The sequence below is a fragment of the Streptomyces sp. Tu 2975 genome (assembly GCF_009832925.1).
In the GTDB taxonomy this organism is placed as follows: domain Bacteria; phylum Actinomycetota; class Actinomycetes; order Streptomycetales; family Streptomycetaceae; genus Streptomyces.
This window is the reverse complement of record NZ_CP047140.1, coordinates 61,294-82,469: the sequence shown is the minus strand read 5'-3', so window position 1 is coordinate 82,469 and position 21,176 is coordinate 61,294. Positions and strand designations below refer to the sequence as shown.

At 73.5% G+C, this 21,176-nt stretch carries 17 protein-coding genes and 2 pseudogenes; 12 read left to right on the top strand and 7 right to left on the bottom strand.

Translation table 11 applies throughout. The features are described from left to right. The first annotated feature begins 82 nt into the window (after window positions 1-82). On the top strand, window positions 83-733 hold the full coding sequence (locus GLX30_RS00405; RefSeq protein ID WP_159682246.1) for a DUF1772 domain-containing protein: 651 nt from the start codon (window positions 83-85) through the stop codon (window positions 731-733). 91 nt (window positions 734-824) lie between these two features. Here the strand turns inward: GLX30_RS00405 and GLX30_RS00400 are convergent, their stop codons facing one another. Together GLX30_RS00400 and GLX30_RS00395 are read right to left on the bottom strand one after the other, a co-directional pair. Then, window positions 825-1,469, bottom strand: coding sequence for a CatB-related O-acetyltransferase (locus GLX30_RS00400; protein ID WP_159682244.1), 645 nt, complete (start codon window positions 1,467-1,469; stop codon window positions 825-827). Window positions 1,470-1,778: 309 nt separating this feature from the next. Next, window positions 1,779-2,060, bottom strand: a complete 282-nt coding sequence (locus tag GLX30_RS00395; RefSeq protein WP_085573762.1) for a metal-sensitive transcriptional regulator — start codon at window positions 2,058-2,060, stop codon at window positions 1,779-1,781. 76 nt (window positions 2,061-2,136) lie between these two features. Between GLX30_RS00395 and GLX30_RS00390 the strand changes: the two genes are divergently transcribed. After that, window positions 2,137-2,706: a rhodanese-like domain-containing protein gene (locus GLX30_RS00390; RefSeq protein WP_159682242.1), complete on the top strand. Its 570-nt coding sequence runs from the start codon at window positions 2,137-2,139 to the stop codon at window positions 2,704-2,706. 231 nt (window positions 2,707-2,937) lie between these two features. On the opposite strand, the gene GLX30_RS00385 is transcribed toward GLX30_RS00390, so the two are convergent. The 3 genes from GLX30_RS00385 to GLX30_RS00375 form a co-directional block, all read right to left on the bottom strand. After that, window positions 2,938-3,645 carry a transglutaminase-like domain-containing protein gene (locus tag GLX30_RS00385; RefSeq protein ID WP_159682241.1) on the bottom strand — a complete coding sequence of 236 codons (708 nt, stop codon included), beginning with the start codon at window positions 3,643-3,645 and terminating at the stop codon, window positions 2,938-2,940. Beyond that, window positions 3,636-4,703 carry a ketoacyl-ACP synthase III family protein gene (locus tag GLX30_RS00380; protein ID WP_159682239.1) on the bottom strand — a complete coding sequence of 356 codons (1,068 nt, stop codon included), beginning with the start codon at window positions 4,701-4,703 and terminating at the stop codon, window positions 3,636-3,638. Before GLX30_RS00380 ends, GLX30_RS00385 begins: the two co-directional genes overlap by 10 nt. 97 nt (window positions 4,704-4,800) lie before the next feature. Next, window positions 4,801-10,185 carry a type I polyketide synthase gene (locus GLX30_RS00375; protein WP_244257924.1) on the bottom strand — a complete coding sequence of 1,795 codons (5,385 nt, stop codon included), beginning with the start codon at window positions 10,183-10,185 and terminating at the stop codon, window positions 4,801-4,803. A gap of 226 nt (window positions 10,186-10,411) precedes the next feature. On the opposite strand from GLX30_RS00375, the gene GLX30_RS00370 reads away from it, so the two are divergent. The 9 genes and pseudogenes from GLX30_RS00370 to GLX30_RS34730 form a co-directional block, all read left to right on the top strand. Continuing rightward, window positions 10,412-11,038, top strand: a complete 627-nt coding sequence (locus tag GLX30_RS00370) for a hypothetical protein (protein WP_159682235.1) — start codon at window positions 10,412-10,414, stop codon at window positions 11,036-11,038. Window positions 11,039-11,170: 132 nt separating this feature from the next. Beyond that, on the top strand, window positions 11,171-11,758 hold the full coding sequence (locus GLX30_RS00365; protein ID WP_159682233.1) for a TetR family transcriptional regulator: 588 nt from the start codon (window positions 11,171-11,173) through the stop codon (window positions 11,756-11,758). 119 nt (window positions 11,759-11,877) lie between these two features. After that, window positions 11,878-13,572: an NAD(P)/FAD-dependent oxidoreductase gene (locus GLX30_RS00360; RefSeq protein WP_159682231.1), complete on the top strand. Its 1,695-nt coding sequence runs from the start codon at window positions 11,878-11,880 to the stop codon at window positions 13,570-13,572. Between the two features lie 23 nt (window positions 13,573-13,595). Then, complete coding sequence (locus tag GLX30_RS00355; RefSeq protein ID WP_244257923.1) at window positions 13,596-14,936, top strand: cytochrome P450; 1,341 nt, start codon at window positions 13,596-13,598, stop codon at window positions 14,934-14,936. 9 nt (window positions 14,937-14,945) lie between these two features. After that, window positions 14,946-15,779, top strand: a complete 834-nt coding sequence (locus GLX30_RS00350; RefSeq protein ID WP_159682226.1) for an NmrA family NAD(P)-binding protein — start codon at window positions 14,946-14,948, stop codon at window positions 15,777-15,779. 159 nt (window positions 15,780-15,938) lie between these two features. Next, window positions 15,939-16,268, top strand: a complete 330-nt coding sequence (locus GLX30_RS00345) for a hypothetical protein (RefSeq protein WP_159682223.1) — start codon at window positions 15,939-15,941, stop codon at window positions 16,266-16,268. Between the two features lie 238 nt (window positions 16,269-16,506). Beyond that, window positions 16,507-16,779: a hypothetical protein gene (locus GLX30_RS00340; RefSeq protein ID WP_159682221.1), complete on the top strand. Its 273-nt coding sequence runs from the start codon at window positions 16,507-16,509 to the stop codon at window positions 16,777-16,779. 87 nt (window positions 16,780-16,866) lie between these two features. Further along, window positions 16,867-17,361: a GNAT family N-acetyltransferase gene (locus tag GLX30_RS00335; protein WP_159682219.1), complete on the top strand. Its 495-nt coding sequence runs from the start codon at window positions 16,867-16,869 to the stop codon at window positions 17,359-17,361. Between the two features lie 101 nt (window positions 17,362-17,462). Further along, window positions 17,463-17,758 (top strand): annotated as a pseudogene (locus tag GLX30_RS34730) (hypothetical protein); the annotation flags it as partial. Window positions 17,759-18,209: 451 nt separating this feature from the next. Here GLX30_RS34730 and GLX30_RS00325 read toward each other — a convergent pair. Further along, window positions 18,210-18,803, bottom strand: a complete 594-nt coding sequence (locus tag GLX30_RS00325; protein WP_159682217.1) for an isochorismatase family protein — start codon at window positions 18,801-18,803, stop codon at window positions 18,210-18,212. 335 nt (window positions 18,804-19,138) lie between these two features. Here GLX30_RS00325 and GLX30_RS00320 point away from each other — a divergent pair, with 335 nt between their 5' ends. Further along, a complete protein-coding gene (locus tag GLX30_RS00320) occupies window positions 19,139-20,341 on the top strand; it encodes a geranylgeranyl reductase family protein (protein WP_244257922.1) in 1,203 nt (400 codons plus the stop codon). 117 nt (window positions 20,342-20,458) lie between these two features. On the opposite strand, the pseudogene GLX30_RS36015 reads toward GLX30_RS00320, so the two are convergent. Beyond that, window positions 20,459-20,782, bottom strand: a pseudogene (locus GLX30_RS36015) (nitroreductase family deazaflavin-dependent oxidoreductase); the annotation flags it as partial. Between the last annotated feature and the right edge of the window lie 394 nt (window positions 20,783-21,176).

Genomic DNA, 21,176 nt, shown 5'->3' with positions numbered 1-21,176 from the left:
GCCCGCGCCTAGGCTCCCGACGCCCGTGTGCGCGTCGCCCGACACCTGCCGCGAGCCTCGCAACCGACCGAGTGAGGACCCCATGGCTGCCAACCCGTACCACCCGTACGGCCCCGCGAACCCGTACGCGCCCGCGCCGCCGCCGTCGCGCCCGGCCCGCCGGCCGAGCAGGACGACGGGCCCGCTGCTGGTGACCTCGACCGTCACCATGGGCCTGATGGCCGGCCTGTTCTTCACCTTCGACGTGTCGATCATGCCGGGCCTCGCCCGGACCGATGACCGCATCTACGTCGAAGCGATGCAGAACTTCAACCAACTCATCGACAACAGCGGCCTGTTCGCGCTCGTGTTCATCGGCGCGTTCATCGCCACCACCACCGCCGCCGTCCTCGACTTCCGCCGCGGCCACCGCTCACCGGCCCTGTGGGCCGCGATCGCCGCGGCCCTCTACCTGGTGGCGCTGCTCATCACGTTCTCCGTCAACATCCCCCTGAACATGGAACTCGCGCAGCTCGGCGACCCGGCGAAGGCCACCGACTTCGCCCTCGTCGACAAGTTCAAAGGCATCTGGGAGACCACCAACATCATGCGGACCCTGCTGTGCGCGAGCGCGCTGGGCTGCCTGGCCCACTGCCTGAAGCTCCACGGCCGCGCCACCGCCGCCGCCCCGGCCCCCGCCGCCCCGCAGGCCCCGCCGCCGCACTTCCCGCCGTACGCCCCGCGCACCGGCTGACCACCGGCCGCCGCGCCGGCCGCCGGGGGGCGGCCGGCGCTGTCCCCGGCGTGACACGTGGGGCCCCCTCCAGGCCCCCTACAGGCCCGGTTCAGACCCGTGGAGCGGCCTTCTCCAGCTCGTCGACGGTGCCGGTCATGACGGTGCGAAGGTGCTCGGTGAGGTGCTCCATGGGCCAGTCCCACCAGGCGATGCGGAGCAGGCGGGCGACGTCCTCGTCGTTGTAGCGGGTGCGGATGACCTTGGCCGGGTTGCCGCCGGCGATCGCGTAGTCAGGGACGTCGTCCACGACGACGGCGCCGGAGGCGATGATCGCCCCGTGCCCGATTCGTACCCCGGGCATGACCATGGTGTTGTAGCCGAACCAGACGTCGTTGCCCACGACGGTGTCCCCCCTGCCGGGCAGGCCGGTGATCAGGCCGAAGTGCTCGCCCCAGGCCGCGCCCATGATGGGGAAGGGGAACGTGGAGGGGCCGTCCATGCGGTGGTTGGCGCCGTTCATGATGAACCGCGCCCCGGTGCCCAGCGCGCAGAACTTCCCGATGACCAGCTTCTCCGGCCCGTAGTGGTACAGCACGTTGCGCGTCTCGAACGCGGTCGGATCCTCCGGGTCGTCGTAGTAGGAGTACTCCCCGACCTCGATCAGCGGCGAGGTCACCAGCGGCTTCAGCAACACCACACGCGGCTGGTCGGGAAACGGGTGGAGCGCCGTCGGGTCCGGGGGCAGGTGATTCATCGCAATCGCTTTCTGTGGGGCAACAAGTGGTCAAGGGCCCCATTCTCGCCTGCACTTCGGAACCGCGAACGGTGGTGCCGCCCGGCCGCCCGGCACCCGGCAGCGGTGACGAAGCTCCACCGAAGGCAGCATGTTCCTCTCCCGCCGCGGTGGAAACCGCCTCACCCCCGGACCAGGCCCGCACCCGCACCGGTGACGGCACCGCCGTCCTGCTCGATGTCCGCGAGCGGCGCCGCTGGTCCTGCTGGCCGTGGCCGCGTTCATGGTGGTCGATGCCATGGCACGACCCGCTGCGCCCCGCGGCTGTGCTCACGCCAGGGACAGGAACAGCTTCTCCAGGCGGGCCCGCATCTGCTCCCGGTCACCACTGGCCGCCATGTCCGAGTCGGTCAGGCAGTGCTGCAGACCGGTGGCGATGATCGCGAAGCCGGCCTTGTCGAGCGCCCGTGAGGCAGCCGCGAGCTGTGTGACCACGTCCTCGCAGTCCCGGCCCTCCTCGATCATCTTGATCACCCCGGCGATCTGGCCCTGGGCCCGGCGCAGCCGGTTGACCACCGTCTTCAGTTCCTCGGCCGCCATCGCCAGTTCCACAAGCACTCCTTCGATATACCCCTATGGGTATCCTACCCGCAGGGGACCCGACCCCCGGAAAGAAAAGGGAACACCAGTGACCACCAACGCCCTCGCCCCGGACCAGGCCCGCGCCCAGCTCCACGAGCTGACCGTCATCGACGTGCGCACCCCCGGCGAATACGCCTCCGGTCACCTCCCGGGCGCCCACAACATCCCCCTCGACGCCCTCGACACGGCCCTGCCGGCCCTGAAGGAGGCGGCAGCACGCGGCGACCTCCTCGTGGTGTGCGCCTCCGGTGCCCGCTCCGCCCGGGCGACCGAACGCCTCGCCGCGCAGGGCATCGCCGCCGCCACCCTCACCGGCGGCACCGGAGCCTGGGCCGCCGAAGGACACGACCTGCACCGTCCCGAGCACGCCACCCGCACGGTGTGGGGCATGGAACGACAGGTCCGCCTCACCGCCGGCGCTCTGGTCCTGACCGGCCTGGCACTCGGTCTGCTCCACCCGGCCTTTCAGCTCGTCTCCGCCGGCATCGCGGGCGGCCTCGTCTTCTCCGCTCTCACCAACACCTGTGGCATGGCCGCCGTCCTCGCCAAGCTGCCGCACAACCGCCCCCGCGGGGCCGACCTCGACGCGACCCTCGCCGCCCTGCGCGACCGGTGAACCAGGCCGCTGAACCAGGCCGCTGAACCAGGCCGCCACCACCGCGTCCCGGCAGAAGGTCCCCGGGACGAACGCCTCGGGGACCTCTCCGTACGGGCCTTCGAACGAACGCGGCCGACGACCGCGCCGCCGATACCCGGCCACCGCCCCTCCAGGGCGCAGTCGGTCACGCCCGGGCGGCAGCGCCGGTGGCCCGTCGAGTGCCAGGAACCTGCGCCACGGCCCGGGCCGTCACGCCGCCGGCCCCGGGTCCGCCAACTGCCGGTACTCGTCCAGCCCCGGGTAGCGCTGCGGGATCTGGGTGGTGAGGAACCGGGCCGGCACGTCGTGGAAGCTGCCGTGCCGGACGGCGTAGGAGAAGAACGCCGCGCCCCGCCGGTCCCGGTCGGGCAGCAGCGCGTCACTGCGGCCGTCGAAGTCGGTCGGTTCCACCCCCAGCCGTTCGCACAGTGCGCGGTGGAACATCGGGGTCGCCTTCACCCAGCGGCCCTCCAGCCACAGTTCGCTGTAACCGTGCCAGGCGAACACGTCGGTGCCGGTCGCCGCCCGCAGCCGCCGCCCGGTGTGATGGTGGTTGACCACGTCGGCGAACGCCACCCGGGCCGGGATGCCCGACGCCCGCGCCAGCGCCGTCAGCAGCGACGCCTTGCTCACGCAGAAGCCGTGCCCCTCGGCGAGCACGCTGCTGGCCCGGTAGGTCTCCTTGTCCCGCAGATACGCGCCCATGGAGATCGCCCGGCCCGGCGGGATGCTGCAGTAGCCGATCCGGTCGCGCACCTGCTCGTACAGGGCCCGTGCCTTGTCGACGCCGTGCGCGCCCGGCGCGACGCGGGCCGCGGCCTCCCGCACCGCGGGGTGGGCGCTGTCGACGTAGCGGCCGGGTTCCAGGCAGCGGCGCACGTCCTCGGGCATCCGCACCACGGCCGGCGTCAGCGACATTCCCCGGCCTCCGGTCCGGCGGGAACGGCGGGTGCGGCGGTGAACTCCAGCACGGCGACCGTGCAGTTGTAGCCGCCGCCCAGCCCGGCGACCAGCACCCTCTCGCCCCCTTCGATCGCGCCGGAGACGATCAGGTCGTCGAGGGCGGCCAACTGGTCTGTGCAGCCCACATGGCCCACCCGGCGGGCGAACGGCCAGGTGGAGCGGTCGATGTCGATGCCCAGCGGGTCCAGGCACTGCTCGTACAGCGCCTCGCGGCCCAGCGCCGGCCCGGCCACCCACCGTACGTCGGCGGCGGTGATCCCGGCCTCCGCCATGGCCTGCGCACCGGCCCGGTGCATCAGGTCGGCCATGCGCTGCTTGGCTTCGTCGAGCCCGCCGGCGAGGGTGTCGGAGAACTCCATCACCCGGTCGAAGAAGCCGATCGGATAGCCGGCCCGCGGGTCGGCGGAGAACGGCATGGCGCCGCGCTGCATGCCCTCCAGGCCGGTGTCGGCGACGGACACGGTGGACACGACCCGGGCGAAACCCTCACCGCGGGTCAGCACGGCGGCGCTCGCCCCGTCTCCGAAGACGAACACCGGCGGCGCGGCACGCCACCGGTCCCAGGCGCCGTCGCCGAACCGGTCCGCGGCGGTGATCATCGCCGCCCGCCCGGCCGGGCCGGCCGCCAGATGCGTGCACGCCAACTCCAGGGCGCCGACGGCGGAGTTGGACAGCTGGTGGATCTCCAGCGAGACGCCGTGCCCGTCCAGGACGTGATGCTGGAGGTAGGAGGCGGCGTTCCAGCCGGGCAGTCCGTTGTGGGTGGCCACGGCGTGCAGCAGCAGCGCGAACCGGTCGGCCCCGATCCTCGACCGGCCGAGCGCGGCCCGCGCCGCCCGCATGGCCATCGCGGGCTGCGAGTCGGCGTCGTCGTCGCAGACCGCGACCCGCTGCTGCCCGGTCGCCCGCTGGTACTCGCGGCTGTAGCGGCCGTCGGCGACGGCCTCGTCGACCGGCACCGTCTTGGGGTGCCAGGCACCGGTGGCGGCGAGGTGGATGTCGTCGTGGCGCATGGGACGGTCCTTTCGTGACGGCACAGGAACGGGCACGGGGAGGGGGAACGGAAGCGGGGACGGCGAGCGCGGCGCGGGGACGGGCGCGGGGGAGGCACTACGCGGGGGAGGGGGCCAGCCGGGTCGTGAGGAACGCGGCGACGGCGGCGGCCGTGGGGTGCTTCCACACCAGCGTGGCGGGCAACTTCACCCCCAGCCGCCGCTCCAGGCCGCGCCGCAGGACCTGCGTCATCACCGAGTCCAGGCCCAGTTCGGTCAGCGGCCGGTGCACGTCCAGGCGCTCGGCGCTCAGCCCGAGTTCGGCCTCGATCTGCCGGCCGACCTCGGCCAGCAGCAGAGCGCCCAGCTCATCCTGCGTGAGCCCGTCGGCCCGGAACGCGGCCGTCTCGTCCGGCCCGCCCGCCGCTTCTCCGCCCGGCGCGGACAGGTCACCGAGGACGGGCAGGCCGGTCGCTCCGGTGACCGGCAGGACGGCGACGTAGGGCCGCGGACCGCAGCCCAGCGCGTACTCCCAGGCCCGCAGCGCATCGGCCGGCTCGACGGAACCGCTGCCGCGGTCGGCGAGTTCGGCGTCGACGAAGTCGCTGACGGCCATGCCCGCGCCGCGCCACGACGTCCACGCGTAGGCGGTGCTGCCTCTGTCGCCGGCGGCCTGCCGGTGGCGGGCGAGGGCGTCGAGGCAGGCGTTGGCGGCGGCGTAGCTGGACTGGCCGGTCAGGCCCAGCTGGTAGCCGACGGAGGAGAACAGCACGAAGAAGTCGGTGCTGCCGGGCGGGAACAGCTCGTGCAGCACCAGCGCCCCGCCCGCCTTGGGCGCCAGCACCCGCTCCAGCGACGCTTCGTCGAGGTCGCCGAGCATCCGGTCGTCGAGGACGCCCGCGGCGTGCACCACACCACGCACGGGCGGCAGGCCGAGCGTGTCGGTGTCCAGCGCCGCGCGGGCCGCCGCGGCGTCCGCGATGTCGACGGCCACGCTCGTCACGCTCACCCCGCACGCCTCCAGCCGCCGGACCGCCTCGATACGCCGCACGGTGGCCGGGTCGCTCTGGGCGGGCCAACTGCGGCGCGGCGGCAGGGCGGTGTGCCCCGCGAGCAGGATCCGCCGCGCGCCCCGGCCGGCCAGCCAGTCGGCGACCTCCAGACCCAGCGCGCCGAACCCGCCGGTGATCAGATACGTCCCGTCCGCCCGGCACGCGCCCGCTCCCGGCCCCGCGTCCCGGCCGTCCGGGTCCGGCGCCAGGGGAGTGAGACGGGCTGCCCGTACCCCGTCCCCGCCCACCCGGTAGACGTCCGCCTCCGGTGCGCAGCGCAACAGTTCGGCCAGCGGCCCGGCGAGGAGAGCGGGCGGGGTGCCGGTGTCGAGGTCCACGGCGCGGGCGTTGAGCTCCGGGTGCTCGCCCGCGACGATGCGGACCAGGCCGAGCAGGGCGCTCTGCGCGACCGCGTCGTCGCCGGCGGCCTCCCAGGCGCCGCGGGTCAGCGCCCACAGCCTCGGCGGGAGGGATCCGCAGCGCTCCAGCAGAAGTTGGGCGGTCGACGCCAGCCGCCACGCGGAGCGGCGCGCCGCGTCGGCCAGCGGCCCCCGTACGTCGGGGAGGACGAGGACCGCGTCGCCCGGGCCGAGTTCGTCGACCAGGCCGCCGAGCGCGTCGGCGTCCTTCGCGTGCAGGCAGCGCAGTCCGGCCTCGCCGAGCGCGCGGGTGACGTCGTCGGCGAGCCCGGCGGGGGCGCCGTCGCCGACCAGGGCAAGGGTCCGCAGCCGGGTTCGGGGCTCGGCGGTGAGCGCGGCGGGGGACCAGCCGAGGGTGTGGGTCAGGCGCTGCGGCACCAGCCCGGGGCCGCTGCCCGTGCCGCCGTCGAGGGTGGCGAACACCAGTCCCTCGAGGACGCCGAGGACCTGCCCGTCCTCGCCGCGGACGACCGCGTCGGTCGCGTCGCCGCCTGCGGGGGAGGGGCTGATGTGCACGGTGACGGTCTCCGGCAGAGCCAGCGGCAGCCGTACGCGGCGCACCGCGGCGGGCATCCGCAGCCCGCCGTCGGCGGGGAAGACGAGCGGGGCGACGGAGAAGACGGCGTCCAGCAGCGAGGCCCGGGCCAGGGCGGGGGACAGGTCCCCGTCGGGCGCGGGCCGCACCCGGGCACGCACCTGCCCGCGGGAGGAGGCGAGTGCGGTGATCTGCCAGGGGAATCCGACATCGGCGACACCGACCGCCTGCAGCCGCTCGTTCACCGCCCCGGGGTCCAGCACCACGGCTGCCGACTCGTCCCACCCGCCGTCACCGGCACGGCCCGCGACATCACGGCCTTCGTCGTCACCGCCTCCCTCCTCACCGCCCCCGGCACGGCCGGAGGTGAGCCGTGCCGTGGTGTGGGTGCTCCAGCCCGCCTGCGCCGCGCCGCCGTCCGTACCGGCGGAGGCGGGGGAGACGGCGGTGGTGCGGCGGGAGGCGAGACGGATCCCGCTGTCGTCGCGCACCACGTGCACCTCCAGCTCGCCGGTGACGGCGACCGGCACCTTGAGCGCCACGTCCCGCAGCGTGTCGGTGCCGCCGGCGGCGAGGAAGGTGTTCAGCAGCACCGCGGCCGGGACGACCTCCACGCCGTGGATGGGGTGCGAGCCGGGGTAGGGCCGGCAGTCCTCGTCGAGCCGGGTCCGCCACAGCCGCGGCGAGACGGCACCCGCCCACGTCACCTCCCCGCCCAGCAGGGTGCCCGAGCCGGTGTCGTGCTCCTCCGCCACGGGCCCCTGCGAGGACGGGGTGCGCCAGTAGGGCACGTGCTGCCAGGCCCGGCGGGGCAGCGCGGTCAGCGGACCGCGCGGCACGTGGAGGCCGTCGGCGGCGCCGTGGCAGTGCAGGGCGCCCAGGTGGGCGAGGAGGGTGGCCCGCTCGGGCCGCTCACGGCGCAGCGTGGCGGTGACGAGCACGTCGTCGTGACCGGCCGCCTCCAGCGTCTCGCCGACGGAGTGGGTGACCACCGGATGCCCGGACAGCTCGACGAACACCCGGTGCCCGTCCTGCGCCAGCGTCCGCACCGCACCGTCCAGGCGGACCGGGTTGCGCAGGTTCGCGGCCCAGTAGGCGCCGTCGCGCACGGCGGTCGACCGCGGATCCTCCAACGCGGTCGAATACAGCGGCACACTCGGCTCCCGCACGTCCAACCCGTCGGCCGCCTTCGCCAGTTCACCGAGCAGCGGGTCCATCTGCGGGCTGTGGAAGGCGACGTCGGAGGCGACCCGCCGCACCATCACGTCCTGCGCCTCCAGACGGGCGCACACCTCCTCGACGGCCTCCGGCGTGCCGGACACGACGGTCGAGGCGGGGGAGGCGGCGATCGCGGCGACCACGTCCGTACGGTCCCCCAGGAGACCCTGGACGGTCTCGAACCCGGCGCCCGCCATCGCCATCGCGCCGCGCCCCATGACCCGGCGCAGCAGGACGGAGCGGCGGCAGATCAGCCGGGCGGCGTCCGCCGCGCCGAGCACCCCGGCGCTGACCGCGGCCGCGATCTCGCCGACCGAGTGGCCCACCACGGCGGCCGGCGTCAGGCCCTTGGCACGCAGCAGGGCGTCCAGCCCGACCTGAACCACGAAGATCATCGGCTGGACGTGGTCGGTCCCGCCCAGCGGCCCCTCGCTCAGCACCCGGCGCGGCGAGATGCCGAGCTCCTCGGCGAAGACCGGCTCCAGACGGTCGACCGCCGCGGCGAACACCGGCTCGGTGGCCAGCAGTTCGCGGCCCATGCCCTCCCACTGCGAGCCGTGCCCGGAGAACACCCACACCGCGCCGTCCCCGCCACCGGGCAGGACCTGGCCCGCGACCGCGGCCGGCGCGGTGCCGCCCTCGGCGATCACCTCGAGCGCCGCGGCGAGCCCGCCGTGGTCCTGCGCGACGGCCGCGGCCCGGTGCACGGCATGGCTGCGACGGGCCATCAGCGTGTGCGCGACACCGTCCAGGGGCGCGCCGGCGCCCTCGTCCCGCAGCCAGGCCGCGAGCGAGGCGGCCTGCGCCCGCACGTCGTCCCCGGACGCCCCGGACACCACGAACAGTCCCGGTCCCGCCGCGTCGCCCGAACCCTCGGTGCGCGCGGCACCCGCAGCCACGTCCGCCACCGCCGCGCCCGCCGCAGCCGCGTTCCCGGCCGCCGCCCCCGTACCGCCCGGGGCGGTGTCCGCCGTGTCCGGGGCCTGTTCCAGTACGACGTGGCCGACGGTGCCGCCGTAGCCGAAGCCGGACACCCCGGCCCGCCGCACCGTGTCCTGCGCGGGCCAGGGCACCGGCTCCGTGGGCACCGCCAGCCCCGATGCGGCCCAGTCGATGTCGGGATTGAGCTCGTGGACGTTCGCGGTCGGCGGGATCACGCCGTGCTGGAGCGCCAGCACCGCCTTGATCACCCCGGCGACCCCGGCGCCCGCCTCCAGGTGCCCGACGTTGGCCTTCACCGACCCGATCAGACACGGCCGCTCCGCGGCCCGTCCGGCCCCGAACACCCGGGCCAGCGCACCCACTTCCACCGGATCGCCCACCCGGGTGCCGGTGCCGTGCGCCTCCACGAACGACACCGACAACGCCTCGACGCCGCCCTGCTCCAGCGCGGCCCGCACCACCCGCTCCTGCGCGGCGCCGCTGGGCGCCATGATCCCGTTCGTGCGGCCGTCCTGCGCCAGCGCGCTGCCGCGGATCACGGCCCGTACCGGGTCGCCGTCGGCGAGCGCGTCCGAGAGCCGCTTGAGGACCACGACCCCCACGCCCTCGCCGCGGCCGTAGCCGTCGGCCGACGCGTCGAACGACTTGGAACGCCCGTCGCGGGAGGTGGCTCCCGCGGCGTCCAGGACCATCGACAGGCCCGGGGCGGCCACCAGATGCACCCCGCCCGCCAGCGCGTGCGTGCACTCGCGGGCCCGCAGGCTCTGACAGGCCAGGTGCAGCGCGGCCAGCGAGGACGAACAGGCCGTGTCGACGACGAGGCTGGGCCCGCGCAGATCCAGGACGTAAGAGAGGCGGTTGGCGATCGCGCACAGCGACGCGCCGATCCCCGACCAGGCCTCGATCGCGGGAAGGTCATCGAGCATCTGCCGCCCGTAGTCGTCGGACCCGGCGCCCATGAACACGCCCGCGTCCGAACCGGCCAGGGTGTGCGGGGCGATCCCCGCGTCCTCCAGCGCCTCCCAGCCCGCCTCCAGCGTGAGCCGCTGCTGGGGGTCCATCAACTCGGCCTCGCGCGGAGTGATCCCGAAGAACGCGGCGTCGAAACCGGCCGCGTCGGCGAGGAACGCACCCCGCCGCGGCGCGCCGGCCAGCGCACGTGCCGTGCCCGGCCGGCCCCGGTAGGCGTCCCAGCGTCCCTCGGGCAGATCACCGACGGCCTCACGGCCCTCGGTCAGGAACGTCCAGTACGCCTCGGGGGTGTCTATCCCGCCCGGCAGGCGGCAGCCGATCCCGACGACGGCGATGGCTTCGGCATGTTCGTGCTGCTGCGTCACAAGAGCTGCCTTTCGGCGTTGGCGAACGGTCCCGGCGTCCGCAGGCCAGCAAATCCCGCAAGGAGCAAGCGCGGTGCAAGTCCACCCCGCCCCGCCCCGCCGGAACGCCGCTTGCGGGCACGTTGCGACGGCGTTGCGTGCGGCGGTCCACGATGCCGACCGGGCGGCACCGCCCCCCGGGGGCCCGGCGGCCGCCTGAACGCCGTACGAGGTCAAGGAGGCAGCCGTGACCCGCACACTGGACATCGGTCTCGACATCGACGGGGTGCTCTACCCCTTCGTCGACGTCGTCGCCCGCTACGCCGAGGACACCCTGGGGCGCCCCTGCTCGGCCAAGGCCGAGTCGTGGGACTGGTACGTGCACCAATGGGGCCTGAGCGAGCAGGAGTTCTTCGCGCTGTGCGGGCGGGGGGTGCACGACAACGTGGTGTTCACCGAGGGAGCCCCGCTGCCCGGCGCGCTCGAAGCGGTCCGCGAACTGGCCCGCGCCGGCCACCGCCTGCACTACGTGACGGCCCGCGCGATCACCGGCGTGCCCGCGCCGCTGGCCTGGAACCGCACGGCGGCGTGGCTGGCCGCCTGGGACTTCCCCGTCGACTCGCTGACCATCGCCGCCGACAAGGCGTGCCGGTTCACCGACGTCTTCCTCGACGACTCGCCCGGCAACTGCGACGCCCTCGTCGACGCCGGCCACCCGCGTCCCGTGCTGTGGTGCCACGGGCCGATCACCGCCCACCGGGCGGAACGGGTCTTCGACTGGGACGAGTTCCTCGCCCTGGTGGCCGCCGAGAGCGCCGCCCCCGCGGCCGCCCCCGCCGCACCCCGCATCACCCGCCTCGCCGCCACGGCCTGAACACCGCGGAATCACCCCCGCGCGGCCCCCGCCGGCCGCCCGGCGGGAGGGGCACCGCCTTGTACGCTGGCAAAGCGCTCCAGGCGCAGTACTCCATCCGATGCGATACCGGTGGCGTGACGGAGAAGGACCATGCGACACAACCCACAACGCCGCACCGCGCTGCTGGACGCGGCCATCGACGTCCTGGCCCGCGAAGGCATGCGCGGCCTGACCCTGCGCGCGGTCGACGCCGAAGCCGGCGTCCCCGTCGGCACCTGCTCCAACTACTTCACCCACCGCGGCCAACTGCTCGGCCAGATCATGCGCCGCACCCGCGAGCGCCTGACCCCCGACCCCGCCGAGCTCGCCGACACGCTCACCGCCCCGCGCGACCACCACCTCGTCGCCCGCCTGCTGCGCCAGGTCCACCAGCGCACGGACACCGACCGCGCCGGCTACCTGGCCATGCTCGAACTGCGCCTGGAGGGCGCCCGCCGCCCCGAACTGGGCGCCGAACTCGACAAGGCCCTCGCCGCGGAGCTCGAGACGACCGTCCGCTTCCACCTCGACGCCGGACTGCCCGGCGACCGCACCGACGTCGTCCTGCTCCACCTCGCCGTCCACGGCATGATCGTCGACGACCTCACCGTCCCCGCCGTCCTCGACGGCCACGCCCCCGCCCTCATCGACGAGCTCACCACCCGCCTGCTCGGCCCCGCCCGGCCCGCCACCGCCTGACCGCCCGGCCGCCCCCTCCAGACCCAGGGCACCCCCGGCACCACACCCGCCCCGGACCGGAGCGTCGCCGTCCGCGTCGCCTTGCACGCCTGTTGCGAGCCGCCCGCTTTGCTCGCAGCATGGCGAAACGCAAAGAGTGGGATGCCGTCGTCGTCGGCTCCGGCATCGGCGGCCTCGTCTGCGCCGCCTACCTCGCGGTGAGCGGACTGCGCGTCCTCGTGCTCGAACAGCACGACGTCGCCGGCGGCAACAGCCATGTCTTCCGGCGCCGCCGCCGCTACGAGTTCGACGTCGGCATCCACTACCTCGGCGACTGCGGCCCCGGCGGCCTGCTGCCGTCCGTCTTCGGCGGCCTGGGCCTCGCCGACCGGATCACCTACCTGCCCATGGACCAGGACGGCTTCGACCGCATCGTCGTCCCCGGCCTCACCCTCGACGTCCCCGCGGGCTGGGACGGCTACCGCAAACGCCTCAAGGAGGCGTTACCCGGCGATGCCGCCGGCATCGACACGTTCACCTCGATCTGCTCGGCCGTCGGCGCCGAAGGACGCGGCGCCCTGCTCAGCGAGACGGACCTCACCGACGAGCAGTTCGCCGCCCGCAGCCCCGCCTTCACCGCCTGGGAACAGCGCACCCTGGCCGACCTGTTCGACCACTGCGGCCTCTCCACCCGGGCCCGTACCGTCCTGGCCGCCCACGCGCCCACCTACGGACTGCCGCCCGCCCGGTGCCCGCTGCCCACCCACGCGGCGATCATCGACCACTACCTCCACGGCGCCTACTACCCCAAGGGCGGCGGCCAGATGCTGCCCGCCGGCCTCGTCGAAGTCATCGAGTCGCACGGCGGCGAGGTCCGCACCCGCACCCGGGTCGAACGCATCCTCGTCACCGCCGGCCGCGCCCACGGCGTCACCCTGACCGACGGCGAAGTCCTCACCGCACCGCTCGTCGTCTCCAACGCCGACTACACCCGCACCGTCCAGAACCTCGTCGGCGAGGAGCACTTCGAGCCCGGCACCGCCGAACGCACCCGCGGCTCCACCATGTCGCTGCCCTTCGCCGTCCTGTACATCGCCCTCGACACCACCCTCCCCGAGCGTCCCAACGCCAACCTGTGGTGGTACCGCCACACCGACATCGACACCGGCTTCCGACAACTGGCCGAACACCGCATCGACCCGATGCCGTTCCTGTTCGTGTCCTTCTCCTCCCTCAAGGACCCCGGCGCCCGCAACATCGCCCCCGAAGGCCACAGCAACTTCCAGGTGATGACCCTCGTCCCGCCCGACCACGCCTACTGGGGAGCCGACGCCCCGCCCGCCGACGGCGGCCACTACCGCCGCACCGACCTCTACCGGCGCCGCAAACAAGAACTCACCGACGCCATGCTGAACGCCGCCGAGGAGGCACTCGGCCCCTTCCGCGGCCACATCACCCACCTCGAGGCCGCCACCCCCCTCACCCACGAGCGCTACATCCACTCCCGCGGCGGCACCCCCTACGGCCTGGCCGGCTGGGGAGCGACCGGCGAACGCCCCGACACCACCACCTGCGTCGAGGGACTGCACGTCGTCGGCACCAGCATCCGCTACGGCTCCGGCATCGAAGGCGTCGCCACCGGCGCCATGATGTGCGCCTCCAGCATCCTCGGCCGCCGGCTCGTCCCCGAGGTCACCCGCGGCGCCGTCCTCGCCGACCGTTCCCTGCTGCCCCACCGGGGCGACGACTTCGACCCGCTCGCCGTCTCCCGCGGCAAGGCCCGCCGCCACGCCCGCGGTCTCGCCCGCATCGACACCGCCCCCCGCCCGGCATGAGCCCGAGCCCCGAGGAGCACCCCGTGACCCACCCGCACCCGCCCCGGCCCGCCACCACCGCACCGTCGCGCCCCCGGCCGTTCGTCCTGGACCCCGCCGGCCGCGACCTGCACGGCGAGGCCGCCCGCCTGCGCGCGCTGGGCCCCGCCGTCCTCGTCGAACTCCCCGCCGGCATCCAGGCCTGGTCGATCAACACCCACGACCTCCTCAAGGCCCTCCTCACCGACGACCGCGTCTCCAAGGACCCACGCCGCCACTGGCCCGCCTGGCAGCGCGGCGAACACCACGACACCTGGATCCGCACCTGGGTCGGCGTCCACAACATGGACACCGCCTACGGCCCCGAACACCGCCGGCTGCGCAAACTCGTCGCCCCCGCCTTCACCGGCCGCCGCACCCAGGCCATGTTGCCCCGCGTCCGGCACGCCGCCGACCGCCTCCTCGACGCCCTCGAGGACACCGCCCCCGGCACCGTGGTCGACCTGCGCGCCGCCTACGCCCACCCCCTGCCCATGCAGGTCATCTGCGACCTGTTCGGCGTCCCCGAAACCTCCCGCCCCCGCCTCGCCCGCCTCATGGCCCGCGCCATGGACACCACCCTCACCCCCGACGAGGCCGAACAGACCGTCCACGAGGTCGACGAAGCCCTCGCCGCCCTCGTCGCCCACCGGCGCCGCCACCCGGGCGACGACCTGACCAGCGCACTCGTCGCCGCCCGCGACGACGAGGGATCCCACCTGAGCGAAAGGGAACTCCTCGACACCCTCCTGCTCGTCATCGGCGCAGGCAACGAGACCACCGTCAACCTCATCGGCAACGCCGTCCACGCCCTGCTCACCCACCCCGACCAACTGCGCCTCGTCCTCGACGGCGACGTGTCCTGGCACGACGCCCTCGAAGAGACCCTGCGCTGGGCCCCCAGCGTCGCCAACGTCCCCCTGCGCTACGCCGTCGAGGACATCCCCCTGCCCGGCGGCCCCACCATCCGCAAGGGCGAGGCGATCCTCGCCGCCTACGCCGCCGCCGGCCGCGACCCCGGCAAACACGGCCCCACCGCCGACCGGTTCGACATCACCCGCCCCGGCAGAGGAGCGGCCGAACACCTCGCCTTCGGACACGGCGTCCACTTCTGCCCCGGCGCCCCGCTCGCCCGCATGGAAGCCGCCGTCGCCCTGCCCGCCCTCTTCGACCGGTTCCCCGGCCTCCACCTCGCCGCCGCACCCGGCGGACCGCCCCCCACCGAAGGTTTCATCGCGTACGGACACCACACCCTCCCGGTACGTCTCACCGCACTCCACCCGGCCGCCAGGAATCCTCGGCTCCGACTCGAGGAACCTGGCGCCGCCCGGAACCGCTCGGTTTGACTGGCACGCATGACACCTGACACACCCACAGCAGCCACCCGTCCGACCCTCGTCACCGGCGGCACCGGCAAGACAGGACGCCGCGTCGCCGAACGGCTCTCCTTACGCGGCCTGCGGCCCCGTACGGGATCGCGCACCGGCACCCCGCCCTTCGACTGGAACGCCCCCGCCACGTGGGACGCCGCCCTCGACGGCATGGGCTCGGTCTACCTCAGCTACTACCCGGACCTGGCATTCCCCGGCGCCGCCGACACCGTCGGCGCGTTCTGCCGCACCGCCGTCGCCGCCGGCGTCCGCCGCATCGTCCTGCTCTCCGGCATCGGCGAGGAAGGCGCCCGCGCCGCCGAGGACCAGCTCAAGGCCTCCGGCGCCGAGTGGACCGTCGTGCGCTCCAACTGGTTCGACCAGAACTTCTCCGAGTGCTTCTTCCTGCCACCGGTCCTCGCCGGTGAACTCGCCGTCCCCGCCGCCGACACCGTCGCCCCCTTCGTCGACGCCGACGACGTGGCCGACGTCGCCGTCGCCGCCCTCACCGACCCCGCCCACACCGGCCGCACCTACGAACTGTCCGGCCCCCGCCTGCTCAGCTTCGCCGACATCGCCGACGAACTGTCCAAGGCCACCGGCCGCACCATCACCTACCGCCCCGTCACCGTCGAGGAGTACCGCACCGTCCTCAAGGACGCCGGCCAGGACCAGACCTACGCCGACGTCTTCGCCGTCTTCCTCGACGGCCGCAACGCCCACCTCGTCGACGGCGTCCAGCAGGTCCTCGGCCGCGCCCCGCGCGACTTCACCGACTTCGCCCGCGAGACCGCCGCCACCGGCGTCTGGACCCCCTGACCCGCACCCACCCGCCCGGGGGTGTCCGGGACACGTCCCGGACACCCCCGGGCCTCCCGCCCCGTGCCACGGTGACCGCCCATCACCGCCGACCACACGCAGGAGGCAGCCGCCACGCGCCCGCACCGACAGCTCCGCCACCGCACCACCGCGACGGTCATGGCCACCGCCGCGGCCCTGACCGCCACCGTCTGCGCCACCACCACGGCCACCGCCGCACCCGCCGACGGGTGCAGCCAGGCCGCCCCCACCCGCGCCGACAACCCGTACACCACCACCCACACCGCCCTGGACGCCGCACCGCTGCGCATGGGCCCCTACGGCGAGTGCTACCGGCTGAAGACCTACGCGGCCGGCACGCGGATCGAGGTCCGCTGCTTAATCGTCAACGAGTTCGGAAACACCTGGTCCTACGTCCCCGGAGCCGGCTGGATCTGGGACGCCCACCTGTCCGGCAACGGATCGCCCCACCGCTGCTTGGGCGTCTGAACCGGAACCCGAACGGAACCCGGCCCTCGGCCCCTTGGCCTTCGGCCCTGTCCGCACCGGCCCGCCCGCACGTCGGGCGGGCCGGTGTGTCCGTCACACCACCACTGATGTGACGAACTGTCATGTGACGAAATGCCATAGGGGACATTCGGGTGGCAATCCTCCCGTACTGCAACTGCCGCCGCCCGCAGCGCAGTCCTTGCCACCACACACACCGCACCACCTCTGGGAGGACGACATGACCGCCTGGCACACCACCGGGACCACCACCATCGACCCCTACCGCTTCCCCGGCGCAACCGACGACTACCTGCTGCCCGCACCCCGTCCCGGACAGCGCGTCCCCCTCCCGCTCGAGCCGGCCGACCGCCGCCGCCTGGACCTGCACGCGGCCCTGACCACCGCCGGCATCGCCCCGCTGCCCGGCGACCTCGCCGCCATCGACGCGCTCTGCGCCCTCGACGACACCACCCACGCCGCCTTGCAGCGCTGGATCACCCGCACACGGTGACCAGGACCGCCCCCACCCCGCACCGGGTGGCCGGGCCACGTCCCACCCGGCCGCCCGGTCCCGCGCCCGGCCGCGTACCGTTCCCCCATGCCCCGCCTCGAACCCCTGCACGCCGGCCACGCCGAGGCCCTGCTCGCCTTCGAACGCGACAACCGGGCCTACTTCGCCGCCCACGTCCCCGACCGCGGCGACGACTACTTCACCCACTTCGCCGCCCGCCTCGACGCCCTCCTCGCCGAACAGGCCGCGGGAACCTGCCGCTTCCACGTCCTCGTCGACGACACCGGCGCGATCGTGGGCCGCGTCAACCTCGTCGACCTCGCCGACGGCGAAGCCGAACTCGGCTTCCGCATCGCCGAGAAGGCCGCCGGCCAGGGCCTCGCCACCACAGCCGTCCAGCAGGCGTGCACGCTCGCGGCCACCGCCTACGGCCTGAGCACCCTGAACGCGGCGGCCACCGTCGCCAACACCGGCTCACGGACCGTCCTGACCCGCAACGGCTTCACAGAAACGGTCACCACCGTCCTCGACGGCCACCCCGCCCTGCGCTTCACCCGCCCCCTCTCCCCGACCCCGGCCTAGCCGTTTCTTTCGGATCACGTTGCTGACCAGATGAAGATGGCGACGAGGTGGAGTCCTGCGAGGTGGATGGTGGCGGTCTTGTCGTATCGGGTTGCCAGGGCCGCCGCCGCGGGATCCGGGCAGTGATCCTGCAGCCCGCCGACCAAGCCGCCAACCGCAAACGCCTGGCAGCCGCGGCGGCAGACCACCGGCCTTCGACCGCGACGCCTACAAGCAACGCAACACGGTCGAGCGCTGCATCAACAAGTTCAAGCAGTGGCGCGGGATGAGAACGGATCGTGCGGGACGAATAGCCTTGTCGGCCAGGACCACGTCCGGTGTGCTTCTGGGGCGGCCGGTCGGCCGGGGCACCCGTAAGCGGGCCATAGTGTCGGCGACGATCACTCCACAGCGGTAGTTACGCAGCCCCCGGTAGGACACCGCTTGAGGCAGTCCCTGACAGCGGCCATCACTGTCAGTCCCGGGTCGCCGCAGGCACGACAGTGAGTGCGACGGGGCCGCAAATGACTCGGCACCGGGCCCAACGTGGGCTTTCACGGAAGGCACCCATAGGGCGCGCTCGAGGAAGAGCCCACCGATCCGCCGACAGCCCGAACGGGCCCCGCCCGCTCGGATCGACAACAGCGCCGCCACGCCGCTCCGCCCGGATCCTGCGAGTAAGTGCGGGTTTCACTCCTCTGAGGGGCTGTGCAGTGTCGTCGTCCGTGGGATCGCAGAGCCTGCCTGGACTGCCCCACGAGGAGAGTCGGCCCGCAGGCCGGCAGATCGGACATGGAGCCCCCGCGCAGTTCCTCGGCCCGACGGGTTCACCACCAGGTACGGACGACTCAGTTGTCCTGCCTGCTGGGCTACCTCGGCGCCGGTGCCTTGCCGGACACCTTGATGCCTGCCTGGCGGAAGTCGTCCAGAGTGGAGGCAATGGTGTCGGGGGCGACACCGACCGTGTAGTCCAGGCGTACCCGGGTTCGGAATCCGGCCGCGGCAGCGTCCAGGGCGGTGGCGCGCACGCAGTGATCGGTTGCGATGCCCACCACGTCGACGTGCCGCACCCCGCGTGCGCGCAGCCAATCCGCGAGCGGGGTGCCTTCGGCGTCCGCGCCTTCGAAGCCGCTTTTGGACGCGCTGTGTGCGCCCTTGAAGAAGACGGCGTGGACCTTGCCGCCGGCGGCGGCCGGGGCGAAGTTCGGATGGAATTCTCCGCCTTCATCTCCGGCGACGCAGTGGACGGGGAAGCTGTCCTTGAAGTCCGGGCTCGAGGAGAAGTGGCCGCCCGGGTCGATGTGGTGGTCGCGGGTGGCCACGACGTACTGGTAGTCACCGTCCGCGCCCTGCTCCACCAGCTCGGCGATCGCGGTGGCGAGCTTCGCGCCTCCCGCGACGGGAACACTGCCTCCTTCGCAGAAGTCCTTCTGCACATCCACGACGATCAAGCCTCGGCTCATCACAAACACCCCTCAGGACGACGGAACGACCCCCGTCTTCTACCGGCCTCCTCACCTCCACCGGAGACATAGCGGGCTGCGCTCACCCACACAGCCGCAGACATTCACCGCAGGAACGATTCACACCGTCGAAGCAGTCAGAGGCCAAGTGCGGTACGCGGCCGGGGTCGGATCTGGCGACACCCAGTCACCGCCACCGCACCTCCTACTTGCACCCGCGTACCGGATCAGGCGCAAGAGTCGTTCTCTCAAGGGACAGTTCCCCGAAGGCGGAGGCGGATCGTGGACGACAGCGGTGACCGAGCGGGGCAGCAGTGGAGCGGAGCTGCGGCGACGTGGTGAAGGAGGGGGCGGGAGCAGCGGATCGGGATGCGTCCGGGGGCGTGTGGGACGTCGTGGTGGTGGGCGGGGGGCCCGCAGGGGCATCGGCCGCGCACGCCGCCGCCTCCACGGGCCGTCGGGTGCTGCTGTTGGAGAAGGCAGAGTTACCGCGCTACAAGACGTGTGGTGGCGGCATCATCGGCCCCTCCCTGGACGCGATGCCGAGCGGCTTTCGGGTGCCTGTGCGGGACCGCGTCCACGCGGTCACCTTCTGCTTGAACGGCAGGCTGATCCGTACCCGCCGCTCCAGGCGGATGCTCTTCGCCCTCGTCGACCGGCCCGCGTTCGATGCCGCCCTGGTCGAGGCCGCCCGGGAGGCCGGCGCGGTGGTGCGCACAGGCGTGACGCTCTCCCGAATCGATCAGGACGGCCCGGAAACGGCCGCCGTCGTTCTCTGCGACGGTCAGACACTGTCGGCTCGCGCGGTCGTTGGAGCCGACGGCAGCGCGGGGCGCACCGGGGTGCACGTGGGGGTGACGCTCGCGCAGGTCGACTTCGGGATGGAGGCCGAGATCCCGGTACCTCCCGCGGTGGCGGAGAGTTGGGCCCGGCGGGTGTTGATCGACTGGGGGCCGGTGCCGGGAAGTTACGGCTGGGTGTTCCCCAAGGGACACACTCTCAGTGTCGGGGTGATCGCGGCCCGCGGCAGTGGGGCGGCCACCAGGAGGTATATGCAGGAGTTCATCGCCCGCCTTGGACTGGCGGGCTTCGAGCCCGATGTCATCTCTGGCCACCTGACGCGCTGCCGCTCGGCTGATTCTCCGCTCTCGCGTGGCCGGGTGGTCGTGTGCGGGGACGCGGCGGGCCTGTTGGAGCCGTGGACTCGTGAGGGGATCTCCTTCGCGTTGCGTTCGGGGCGCCTGGCGGGAGAGTGGGCGGTCCGCATCGCCGACGCGCGGGACGCGGACGTCGCCAGACAGCGCGGGTTTGACTACGCCCTCGCCATCGAGGCCGGGCTTGGGGAGGAGATGCGCGTCGGGCACCGGCTGCGCACGCTGTGTGAGCGCCATCCTGGGCTGGTGCATGCCACGCTGGCGGGATTCCGTCCGGCGTGGCACTCGTTCGCGCAGTTCACTAGGGGGACGGTGACGCTCACGCAGATCGTGGGGAGGAGTGCGCTCGCGCGGTTCCTGCTGTTCGCGATGGGCCGCTCGTGACAGGCACAGTGGGGCGGCTCCGGTCTGCGAGCCGGGGCCCCGGCGGGGGGCGGGCTGCAAGTGGAAGACACGCAGGTCGCGGCCGCTACGGTCGCCGTAGCTGCGGTAGCCGCGGTACTGGGCGACGCCGGCTCGCCAGATCTGATCGCGTTCTGCGCCGTCCACCAGGCGGGCGGTGACCTGAAGGCGCTGTCCGTCGGTGACGACGGTGGCGTTCGGGTGTGTGAGGAGGTTGGTGCTCCAGGCTGGGTGGTGGGTCAGCCCGAAGTTGGAGGCGATGACCGCGAAGCCGCCCTGGTGCGGTACGTGGAAAAGCGGGACGTCTCTGGGCTGTCCTGATCGGGCGCCGGTCGTGGTGAGCAGCAGGGAGGGAAGCCCGAGCGCTCGTCCCAGGCTCAGGCGCCCGGTGGTGCGTCGCTGCAAGGCCCTGTCCGCCGGCATGATCGCAGCTCGTGTCACCAGGCCGGTGAGACGGCTGGGGCCGATCCGGTTGGCGATCCGCAACATCGGGCGGCGGCGGGTGGGCAGGGCCGCGTAGTCCCGGTGCGACGGCCCCGTCAAAGTGGTCAGCCGGCGCAAGAGCCCGGGTGCCAAGGCGTAGGCGCGGTACAGCAATGGGAGGCTGCGGGGAATGTCGACCACGGCTTGTCTGCGTGTGATGCCGCGCAGGACGGCATGGGCCACCTGGTCGGGTGTGGTGAGGGGGAGGATGTCCGCCAGGCGGGGCATCCGGTGGGATGCGACGTGCTTGCCGAAGAAGTCGGTGCCAGCCACCGGGCCGGGGCGCACAAGCAGGATATGGATGGGTGAGTCGGCCAGCTCAGCGGCGAGGACG